Here is a 10,259-nt window from a genome sequence, read left to right as displayed (position 1 = left end):
GCTCAGAGCTACTGTGCTTAGTTAAGCATTTCTGCTTTTATCTTTCATTTTTTCGTTTGAACCCTATTGATGAAATCCTTACTTTTCGTCTCTCAATAAACTTATTCAGGTAGTCAAATAGAACATCTATCTTTTTATCCTGCTTTAACATTCGTTTTTCGATTTCGTTAATCAAGACGGTCAGATCCTTATGCAATAATAGAGATTCCCTCAATTTTATAAAGATCTCAATTATCCGGATGCTCATTTTCATGGCTCTATCGCTCCTCAATACATTCGAAAGCATTAATACACCGTGTTCTGTAAAAGCGAACGGTAAGGCACCACCTAAGGCCTGTTTTGATGGTATCGCAAATTGCGATACCATCAAAACAGCTTCATCGTCTGATAGTACAAACATAAAATTATCAGGAAACCTGCCCTTATTTCGTTTTACCTGTTCTCTAAGGCGTATGGCTTTCACGCCAAACAATTCCGCCAGATCTCTGTCCAGCATTACTTTTTGACCCCGCAACACGTAGATCTTCTTTCGAGGATTTCGTTCGGTAAAATAATGACGTCATTCATTTGGTAAAGATCGGAGATATAGAATACCTCTACTAAAACCTTGAGCTAACGCCACAAAAAAATGAGTTAATGGATAAATTAAAATTGCATTTCCGGCACATCCCCTTCAACTATCAATTTACCTAAAGTCGCGTCTTTGATCTGTTGTACACTGATCCCCGGAGCCCGTTCCAGCAATTTGAATCCACCCTCCTGTAGAATTTCCAGGACGGCTAGTTCTGTAACAATTTTTTTCACACACTTAACTCCTGTCAGCGGTAAAGTACACTCCGGAAGAAGTTTGCTCTCTCCCGCCTTATTTACGTGCTGCATAGCAACAATTATATTTTTAGCGGAAGCTACAAGGTCCATTGCGCCTCCCATACCTTTAACCATCTTGCCCGGGATCTTCCAGTTTGCGATATCGCCATTCTCGGAAACTTCCATAGCACCAAGTATCGTCAGGTCCACTTTCTGCGAGCGGATCATACCAAAGCTTAAAGCAGAATCGAAAATTGCGGATCCCGGCAATGTGGTAATGGTCTGTTTTCCGGCGTTTATCAGATCCGGATCCTCCTCCCCTTCGAAAGGAAAAGGCCCCATGCCCAGCAATCCATTCTCAGACTGTAATACAATATTTATCCCTTCAGGTATATAATTAGCTACCAGTGTCGGTATACCGATGCCAAGATTAACGTAATACCCATCTTTAATTTCTTTCGCAATGCGTTTTGCAATACCGTCTTTATCTAACATTTTGTCGATTTGTTAATTTGTCGATTTGTCAATTACTCCCTCCCCTAAACCAGCCGCTAACCCGTTCTCGGCTATGTACGTTGGCACCGATAAAACTGATCACCGATTACTTTTTACCATTCACCAAACCGCTAACCCGTTCTCCGCTGGGTACGTTGGCACCGATAAAACTGATCACTGATTACCGATTACTTAACACCATTCACGCTCCCGGCAGGCCGCACAGTCCGTTGTTCAATCCTCTTCTCATAGTCCTTCCCCTGAAAAATACGATGTACGAAAATACCCGGAGTATGAACATGATCCGGATCGAGCTCTCCTGGTTCCACTAACTCCTCAACTTCGGCAATGGTTATTTTCCCAGCCATGGCCATTACAGGATTGAAGTTTCTTGCGGTAGACCGATAAACAAGATTCCCGGCCGTGTCCCCCTTCCAGGCTTTAACTATCGCAAAGTCGGCTTCAAAAGCCGCCTCCATTAGATAGTCCTTCCCATTAAAATTCCGTACTTCTTTACCTTCTGCCACTTCTGTACCTACTCCCGCTGGAGTAAAAATCGCTGGCATCCCATAACCGGCAGCCATACAACGCGTAGCTAATGTTCCTTGGGGAATAAGTTCAACCTCCAGCTCTCCTGTCAACAGCTGGCGTTCAAATTCTGCGTTTTCACCAACATAGGATGAGATCATCTTTTTCACCTGCTTTTGCTGCAGCATCAGACCTATACCAAAGTCATCAACCCCGGCATTATTAGATATACAGGTAAGGTCTTTTGTGCCTTTTTTTACAAGGGCTTTTATACAGTTTTCAGGAATTCCGCAAAGGCCAAAGCCTCCCAGCATTACGGTCATGCCATCACTTAGGTCCCTGATCGCTTCATCAGCATCAGTAACTACTTTATTGATCATAATTGGTTGGTTAGTTGACGAAAATACAAAAGCTAATGGAATTTACTTCTTCATAAGTACAATGATCTTATCATTGGATCCATTGCTTGTTACCACATAGACTTTTCCATCCGGGGAAACACACACATCTCTTAAACGTCCGTACGTACCGCTAATTAGCTTTTTTGATTCGTCGATCTTATCCCCAGCTGAATTTAATTTCAGCTGGTAAAGGGTCTTATCCTTCAGAGTAGCTAGTATCAAAGAATTGCTCCATTGGGGAATGGAATTGCTATTATAATAGTCCATTCCGGAAACGGCAATCGTCGGTGTCCAGCGTATTATGGGTTGAGCTACATTGTTTGAGTTACAAAAGCTTTGTTCCCCTGTTTCATCGCACAAGCCGTTAACTGTGGGCCAGCCAAAATTCCTGTTTTTTAGAATGATATTAACTTCGTCATCCCTATCCGGCCCATGTTCGGAGCTGTAAAGCTTATCATTAGCAAACACTAATCCTTGGGGGTTTCTATGGCCGAAACTCCAAACCGGGTTTCCTGAGATGGGATTATCTGACGGGATAGTTCCATCCAGGTTAATCCTCAATACTTTCCCGCTCACAGAGCTTACATTCTGAGCGCTCGGCTGATTAGATGCATCCCCCGTAGTTATAAACAGCTTCAGATCTGTACTTATTAGTAAGCGGCTTCCATTATGAATACTGGACGCAGGGATATTGTCAAGAAGTATCGTAGGGCTTGTAAGGGTGATGCCGTTGTAGGTATATCTGACCACCTTTTCCATATAGGTGCCTGCCTTATCATAATTGTAAACCACAAAAACATGAGGATTCGCTGTAAATGATGGATGCAGGGCCATTCCTAATAGTCCGCCCTCACCCATAGTTTTTACATCTGCAATGGAAATGACATTAGTTGCAACTCCCGTTGTTGGGTTTACCCGGCTCACCTTGCCCCCTCTCTCAGTCATCCATATCATATTATCCGGTCCCCAGGTTATTTCCCAGGGAAAGGATAAATTCTGCGATAATACCTGAATGTCTATTACTGCATCTGTTAGTACTGGTTCCGTATCCTTAGATGATTTTTTGCAGCTTGCATATGCCAGAAGCCCTATGAACAGGGTGAGCATCAGTGACTTTTTCATGGCAGGTATTTTTAAATAAACATCCTGATCTATAAATTGTTCTGCTATTTCAGGTACACATAAGTTATCCCATCACCTCCGCGATCGGCATGCTCATCTTCCATTTTGTCGACCTGCGGATATTTGCTCAAATAACTCCGTATCAGCTTACGCAGGATGCCATCGCCCTTTCCATGAATGATCTTCAAACTGTTTAATCCCATCATGACCGCCCTGTCAAGGTATTTCTCAATTTCATATAAAGCTTCGTCGCCCCTCCGCCCGCGCAGATCCAGTTCGGTACTGAAGGTTGAAAAATCCTGAGTAAGGTCATGTGCATAAGACTTTCGGATTTCTTTAGGCACTGCCTTGTTCGATATCTTCTCTACACGTTTCAGTTTCACTACAGACCTCAGGTCACCCATTGCCAGGATTACATTATCCCGGGCTATCTCAATCACCTGTCCTACCGTTTCAGAATCCACCAATTTCACCCAATCTCCTTTTTGCAGTTCTGCAGCAACCTGCGGCTTCGGAACTTTCCTTTCCGGTACGTTATGTTTCTTTAGTTCCTGCTCAAGATTCTGACGAAGCTTCTGCGTTTGCTCCTTCTCAGCCTTATTCTCCTTGATCTCCGAAATAGTATTCTCTATCAGTTTATTCGCATTCTTAATGATATTCTGAGCTTCCACTTTAGCGTCCTTGAGGATCGTTCTTTTGTTTTCTTCGAGATAAGACTTAAGCTGTTCGTTTTCTGCCAGCATGACCTTCAGGCCCCGCTCCTTCTTCTCCAAAGATATTTTCGTATCGATCAGCTCTTTTTTATCCCTTTCCAGGTCGACTAACAGAGTGTCAACCTTTTTCTGATAATCTCCGATCTTATTCTTAGCGGACTGCAACACCTTTTGGCTCAGGCCGATCTTCTGGGCAATTTCAAATGCATAAGAGCTGCCGGGCTTGCCCAGGGACAGGATGTACAATGGCTGCATTTGCTGGTTATTAAACAGCATGGAAGCATTTTCAAGTCCTGGCGTGGAATTCGCAAATGTCTTTAAATTTGAATAGTGCGTTGTTACGACTCCCCTGACCTTTTTTTGGTTGAGCTCTTCCAGAACAGCTTCTGCAATTGGCCCGCCAAACTGAGGATCAGTACCAGTACCAAATTCATCAATAAGGATGAGAGTCCTCGAATCTGCCATCTCAATAAAGTTCTTCATTTTCGAAAGGTGGGCGCTGTACGTACTCAGATCACTTTCAATTGATTGATCATCCCCTATATCCGCAAATATTTGCTTGAACAAACCGATTTTGGAATGTTCATCAGCTGGAATAAGCAGTCCGGCCTGCACCATGATTTGCAGTAAGCCTACTGTCTTCATGCAAACCGATTTTCCTCCAGCGTTGGGTCCGGAAACTACGATCACCCGCTGTTGTTCATCCACCTTGATGTTAAGGGGTACAACAGTCTGCTGGTCTTTTTTAAAGTTCAATAATAATAGGGGATGCCGCGCATCGATGAGATCCAGCTCAGCTTCTTTGATAAGCACCGGCATTTCAGCCTCGATGCTTATGGCGAATAAGGCCTTAGCACGCACAAAGTCCAGCTTGGTGAGTAGTTCATGATAGGACAATAATAAGGGCACATAGGGTCTCAGCTCGTCTGTCAGCGCAACTAGTATCGTAATGATCTCCCGCCTTTTCTCGAACTCGAGATCACGGATGATATTATTCAACTGGAAAACCTCCTCGGGTTCTAAATAAACGGTCTGGCCCGACGACGACTCATCATGTATAAAGCCCTTCAGCTTCCTTTTATTCTCTGCAAGCACCGGGATACATAACCTTCCATCACGGACCGTCAGATTTCCATCTGCTGTCCATCCATTATTTTGGGCGCTTTTAAATATCTGGTCTATCCGTTTTCTTGCTTCCTGTTCTGCTTTGGCAATATCCGAGCTTATGTTCTGTAGTTCTGAAGAAGCATTGTTCCTGATCTTTCCTTTCGGATCAATCACCTTTTCAATCTTAACAAGAATTGATTTTTCTACCGGTAAATGCTCAAATAAAGCCTGCAGGTTTGCATACTGGCCTTCGCGTTCCGTAAAGTAATGAATAACCGAAAACACCGTTCCAAGGGAAACAGAAACCCGAAAGAATTCATCTTCGGTAAGATAAGTTCCTTCTATTCTGGCCTTCTCGGCCATTATCTTGATATCAAAGAAGTTGGTTATGGGTAAAGGCGAGTCAGTCAGCAGTATGCTCTTAAACTCATTTGTCTGGCGCAGGAACTTATTGATATGATCAAAATTAGTCATCACACTAATCTTATCAACCATCTGCTGGCCCATCGTGCTTAGACAATACGATTTGATTAGCTCCTTAATGTCAAGAAATCCAAGCTTTTCAGCAGCGTTATTCGGATAGATCATTTAGCCAGCGTGTCCTTTTTGTGTTCAAGCTCCTGGAGCTTAATTAACCTCTTCTCTTTCGTGTCGAGCTTCCTGGTGACCTTGCTGTACATACTATCCAGCAAAACCGGCTGTCTGCTATAGTACTTCATGCTCTTATCAAAAACCGCCTTACTTGTGTTATGATTTTTATAAACTGTCGCATAGTAATTCTTTCCCTGAATCCGTAGCGTATCGGTATACATAAGTGTAGACATATAGCCATCAACAGCAGACAAGTCGGCTAAAACGTTAACCATCTTTTGTTCGTCAAGGATGCCTTCAAGGGGCCGGTGATCCGTGCAGGCGCCCAGGAAAAACAGGCATAATAGAAGTATTTGGAGTAGTTTCATAGGTATAGAAGGATCGGGCAAGACAATCAATTATTTTATGGAATATAGATATCTTCGATTAGTAATGTCTGTTAAAATTTAAAACATATAAGGTTCCGGCCTTCGCCGGAATGACAATTTTTTGTTGGTGCTCTGGAGATCACGGCCTTCGCCGCGATCAGAACTTATCCGAAACGCTACTCTGATTCTGGCGCAGGCCAGAATCTCCCAATCACCAAGATGTTCATGTCATTCTGGCGAAGGCCAGAACCTAAACGCTAGTGATACTTGCTACTTGATACTAAACTTGCTTTTTACTCCGGTATCCCGTAGGTTTACCATTTAATTAACACACAAAAATACGGATTTAATGAGCATTGCAGCTAATATATCGGCTATTAAGGATGAACTTAAAAATACAAGCGTTAAGTTAATTGCTGTCTCCAAGACTAAACCAATAGAAAGCATCACCGAAGCGTATGAGGCCGGGCAGCGGATCTTCGGCGAAAACATGGTTCAGGAGCTCGTGGAAAAGGCTGAAAAACTTCCAAAGGACATCGAGTGGCACCTGATCGGTCACCTTCAAACCAATAAAGTAAAATACATCGCGCCCTTCATCACAATGATCCATTCAGTCGACAGCATTAAGCTGCTGCAGGAAATTAATAAACAGGCCGCGAAGCATAACCGTATTATTGATTGCCTGCTTCAGATCTATATTGCCGATGAGGACACCAAATATGGAATGGATTTTGCCGAAACCGTTGAATTATTACGTTCAGACGAATTCAAAGAATTAAAAAATATTAAGGTGTGCGGCGTAATGGGCATTGCAACTCTCACTGATAATCCCAGAATGATAAGCGATGAGTTTTACGAGCTGAAAACATTTCATGCTGGCCTGAAAGATACTTTCTTCCGAAAGGATCCTCATTTTGACGAGATCTCGATGGGTATGTCCGGAGATTACAAGATAGCAGTAGAACAGGGAAGCACCATGATAAGGCTCGGAAGCACCTTGTTTGGAACAAGAAAAAAATTAGCAAATTAGAGAAAAGAGAATTAGCAAATTAGAGAATTAGCAAATTAGACGTGGCTTGTTACAGTAAAGAGCCCCCCATTTACTAATTTGCTCATTTGCTAATTTACTCATTACATACAAAATGAATATTAATATAAGAGTTGCTGAAAGAGAAGATTGTGCACGATTGCTGGAACTGGTAACAGAGCTTGCTGTTTATGAGCGGGCTCCGGATGAGGTGAGCGTAACGTTAAAAGAATTTGAGGACGCCGGATTTGGGGCCAACCCGGTATGGAAAGCTTTTGTTGCCGAAAGCGACGGGCTCATTCAGGGTTTTGGCCTGTATTATATCAGGTATTCCACATGGAAGGGCTGCCGCATGTACCTGGAGGATTTATTAGTAACTGAACAAATGCGCGGCAAAGGTATCGGCAAGTTGATCTTCGACAGGTTGATTGAAGAAGCGGTAGAAAAAGGCTTGAATGGCATGTCATGGCAGGTACTTGACTGGAATGAACCGGCAATCAATTTTTATAAAAAATACAATGCCCCCCTGGATGGCGGGTGGCTCAATGTATCCTTGTCCAAAGACCAGCTATCCAATTTCAATTAAATAAAGGAGATTCAGACCGGTGATTAAGATATTTAAATTTGGTGGAGCGTCAGTTAAGGATGCTGAAGGCGTAAAAACCCTGGCTAATATCCTGCAATTAAATAAATCCGAAACCATCCTGGTTGTTGTTTCGGCAATGGGTAAAACTACAAATGCCCTCGAAAAGCTGACAGAATCATATGTTAAGCAGGGTTCTGATGTCCATCAGCTCTTCGGCGAGGTAAAGCAATATCACGAGAGCATCATGAATGATCTTTTTGAAGACCGCGATCATCCGGTGTTCGATGATGTGGCTAATATCTTTATAGAGATTGACTGGATACTGGAAGATGAGCCCCACCCTGAGTATGATTTCAACTACGATCAGATTGTGTCAATTGGAGAGCTTGTTTCAAGCCGGATTGTTGGCGCATATCTGAACTCAATAGGTATTAAAACCCAGTGGATGGACGCGCGGGGTTTGATCCATACCAACAACAACCACCGTGAAGGCAAAGTTGACCTTGAAAAAACCCTTTTAGCTATCAAAGGCATTAAAGAAACTCTTAAAGATCAGTTCATCATCACACAGGGCTTTATCGGCGGCACTTCAGAAAACTTCACCACTACCTTAGGCCGGGAAGGCTCCGACTATTCGGCAGCGGTATTCGCTTCCTGCCTTGAAGCAGAGTCTCTGACTATCTGGAAGGATGTTCCGGGTGTACTGAATGCCGATCCGAAGCTATTCGAGACCACACAGGTTTATAGCCACATACCGTATATCGAAGCGCTCGAGATGTCTTATTACGGCGCTACGGTCATTCACCCTAAAACGATCAAACCCCTGCAGAACGCCGGAATTCCGCTATTTGTAAAGCCCTTTATGCAGCCCGAAGAAAGCGGAACCAGGATTGACGGTACCCCGGACTTCGATAGATCCCTGCCGGCAATCATCGTCAAGAAAGAGCAGGTGCTGGTTTCTATAAAATCCTTAGATCTGTCGTTCATTGATGAAGCCACCCTGGGCACTATATTCAGCTCGCTTTCAGCAATAAATATTAAGATTAACATGATGCAGGTCTCGGCATTAAGCCTCTCCATCTGCTGCGACTATAACGAAGCTAAATTAGATCGTCTGATTAAAATGCTTTCAGAATTTAAGATCAGGTATAACACTGGTCTCGAATTGATAACTATCCGGCATTATACACGTGCCGACATAGATAAGATTATTTCTAACCGAGCAGTTCTGCTTGAACAAACCAGCCGGAACACCGCTCAGTTTGTCTTAAAGTAACCAATTGAACAAGGCAATTTTAAATGCAACAGTTCAGGACTTTATACATAAAAATGTCCGCTCCGATGTGACTGCTATCAGCCTGTCCAAAAGCCCCTTCCCTGACGTTAGCCCCAAAGAGCTGGCTCAGCAAATAGATGGCCGAAAACGCTGTAAAACCAAGTTGCCCCTATGGTATCAAACCACAGGAATTTATTATCCCGAAAAGCTTGCGCTTGAACAATGCTCCTCTGAGCTTACAGCGAAATACAGGTCCGGCCTCGCGAAGGGTGAGAGTGTAATTGACCTGACCGGCGGTTTTGGTGTAGATGCAGGTTTCTTCTCAAAGCAAGGTATGCAGGTCACTCACTGCGAGCTTAATAAAGACCTATCAGAGATCTCTGCCCATAATTCTGGTGTACTGGGATTTGACATCAATCATGTTCACACCGACGGCATTGCTTACCTCAAAGGATCGCAACAAACGTTCGATACTGTTTATATAGACCCCTCAAGAAGAGTTAGCTCCCGTAAGGTCTTTATGCTAAAAGACTGCGAGCCGGATGTAGTGAATGAACTGAACGTTTTGACTGAGAGATCTGAAAGGGTCATTATCAAAACGGCGCCTTTACTCGATATTCAGTCCACCATTAAAGAACTCGGAAGCGTAACTGCGGTTCACGTGATAAGTGTCAGGAATGAATGCAAGGAGGTAGTTTATCTGATCGACAAAGGATCTTCAGAAACGGACCCGCCAATAACCTGTGCAATATTAAGTCCGGATGAAACCTTAACATTTACCTTCCGCACCTCCGAAGAAAAAGCATTTACACCTGATCATTATTCTGCACCTCTGGCCTATCTCTATGAACCGGATGTATCCTTGATGAAAGCAGGTTGCTTCAAATTGATCACCAGGGGGTTTAACGTTGAAAAGCTCCACCAGCACACGCATTTGTACACTTCTGATAACCTTCAGGATCGATTCATTGGACGAAAATTCAAAGTGGTAAGCACCTCGGAGTACGGAAACTTCATTAAGAACCATGGCTTCAAAAAAGCCAATATCATATGTCGTAACTTTCCTCAGGATCCTGATAAAGTCAGGAAAAAGCTTCGCATTACCGACGGTGGCAATGATTACTTGTTATTCTGCACCGGCCCTGAAAGCCAACTGCTGGTCATCCACTGCACCCGAATACTCTAAATACAGGCCATTCCGTCAAAACTCCACTTCGCATTTCTCGCTTTCAGCTTGT

Annotated in this window: 10 protein-coding genes; 4 read left to right on the top strand and 6 right to left on the bottom strand. The window is 43.4% G+C overall.

Features of this window, described 5'->3' with window-relative positions; translation table 11 throughout:
* Positions 1-37: 37 nt before the first annotated feature.
* The 6 genes from WKF69_RS16130 to WKF69_RS16105 form a co-directional block, all read right to left on the bottom strand.
* Entirely contained in the window at positions 38-517 is a 480-nt protein-coding gene (locus WKF69_RS16130; RefSeq protein WP_340383170.1) for an ORF6N domain-containing protein, read from the bottom strand.
* A gap of 128 nt (positions 518-645) precedes the next feature.
* Positions 646-1,302 (bottom strand): CoA transferase subunit B, encoded by a 657-nt coding sequence (locus WKF69_RS16125; protein ID WP_340383168.1) that lies wholly within the window; start codon positions 1,300-1,302, stop codon positions 646-648.
* 188 nt (positions 1,303-1,490) lie between these two features.
* Positions 1,491-2,210, bottom strand: coding sequence for a CoA transferase subunit A (locus WKF69_RS16120; protein WP_340383166.1), 720 nt, complete (start codon positions 2,208-2,210; stop codon positions 1,491-1,493).
* Between the two features lie 42 nt (positions 2,211-2,252).
* Positions 2,253-3,353 carry a PQQ-dependent sugar dehydrogenase gene (locus WKF69_RS16115; RefSeq protein WP_340383164.1) on the bottom strand — a complete coding sequence of 367 codons (1,101 nt, stop codon included), beginning with the start codon at positions 3,351-3,353 and terminating at the stop codon, positions 2,253-2,255.
* Positions 3,354-3,397: 44 nt separating this feature from the next.
* Complete coding sequence (locus WKF69_RS16110) at positions 3,398-5,761, bottom strand: endonuclease MutS2 (RefSeq protein WP_340383162.1); 2,364 nt, start codon at positions 5,759-5,761, stop codon at positions 3,398-3,400.
* The gene (locus WKF69_RS16105) at positions 5,758-6,132 is read right to left on the bottom strand and encodes a DUF4296 domain-containing protein (protein ID WP_340383160.1); all 375 of its coding nucleotides are present in this window, start codon (positions 6,130-6,132) and stop codon (positions 5,758-5,760) included. Before WKF69_RS16105 ends, WKF69_RS16110 begins: the two co-directional genes overlap by 4 nt.
* Positions 6,133-6,481: 349 nt before the next feature.
* On the opposite strand from WKF69_RS16105, the gene WKF69_RS16100 reads away from it, so the two are divergent.
* The 4 genes from WKF69_RS16100 to WKF69_RS16085 all read left to right on the top strand — a co-directional run bounded on the left by WKF69_RS16100 (position 6,482) and on the right by WKF69_RS16085 (position 10,207).
* Entirely contained in the window at positions 6,482-7,162 is a 681-nt protein-coding gene (locus tag WKF69_RS16100; protein WP_340383158.1) for a YggS family pyridoxal phosphate-dependent enzyme, read from the top strand.
* Between the two features lie 112 nt (positions 7,163-7,274).
* Positions 7,275-7,745 carry a GNAT family N-acetyltransferase gene (locus WKF69_RS16095; protein WP_340383156.1) on the top strand — a complete coding sequence of 157 codons (471 nt, stop codon included), beginning with the start codon at positions 7,275-7,277 and terminating at the stop codon, positions 7,743-7,745.
* 19 nt (positions 7,746-7,764) lie between these two features.
* Positions 7,765-9,021 carry an aspartate kinase gene (locus WKF69_RS16090; protein WP_340383154.1) on the top strand — a complete coding sequence of 419 codons (1,257 nt, stop codon included), beginning with the start codon at positions 7,765-7,767 and terminating at the stop codon, positions 9,019-9,021.
* Between the two features lie 4 nt (positions 9,022-9,025).
* Positions 9,026-10,207 carry a hypothetical protein gene (locus WKF69_RS16085; RefSeq protein WP_340383152.1) on the top strand — a complete coding sequence of 394 codons (1,182 nt, stop codon included), beginning with the start codon at positions 9,026-9,028 and terminating at the stop codon, positions 10,205-10,207.
* Positions 10,208-10,259: the final 52 nt, after the last annotated feature.

The organism is Daejeonella sp. (assembly GCF_037719425.1).
In the GTDB taxonomy this organism is placed as follows: Bacteria; Bacteroidota; Bacteroidia; order Sphingobacteriales; family Sphingobacteriaceae; genus Daejeonella.
The sequence above is the reverse complement of the archived record's forward strand: the minus strand, read 5'-3'. Positions and strand labels throughout refer to the sequence as shown.

Bases quoted from the DNA above. Each gene is read 5' to 3' on its own strand.
- WKF69_RS16115 (WP_340383164.1), bottom strand. From the start codon at position 3,353: ATGAAAAAGTCACTGATGCTCACCCTGTTCATAGGGCTTCTGGCATAT.
- WKF69_RS16110 (WP_340383162.1), bottom strand. From the start codon at position 5,761: ATGATCTATCCGAATAACGCTGCTGAAAAGCTTGGATTTCTTGACATT.
- WKF69_RS16105 (WP_340383160.1), bottom strand. From the start codon at position 6,132: ATGAAACTACTCCAAATACTTCTATTATGCCTGTTTTTCCTGGGCGCC.
- WKF69_RS16125 (WP_340383168.1), bottom strand. From the start codon at position 1,302: ATGTTAGATAAAGACGGTATTGCAAAACGCATTGCGAAAGAAATTAAA.
- WKF69_RS16095 (WP_340383156.1), top strand. From the start codon at position 7,275: ATGAATATTAATATAAGAGTTGCTGAAAGAGAAGATTGTGCACGATTG.
- WKF69_RS16100 (WP_340383158.1), top strand. From the start codon at position 6,482: ATGAGCATTGCAGCTAATATATCGGCTATTAAGGATGAACTTAAAAAT.
- WKF69_RS16120 (WP_340383166.1), bottom strand. From the start codon at position 2,210: ATGATCAATAAAGTAGTTACTGATGCTGATGAAGCGATCAGGGACCTA.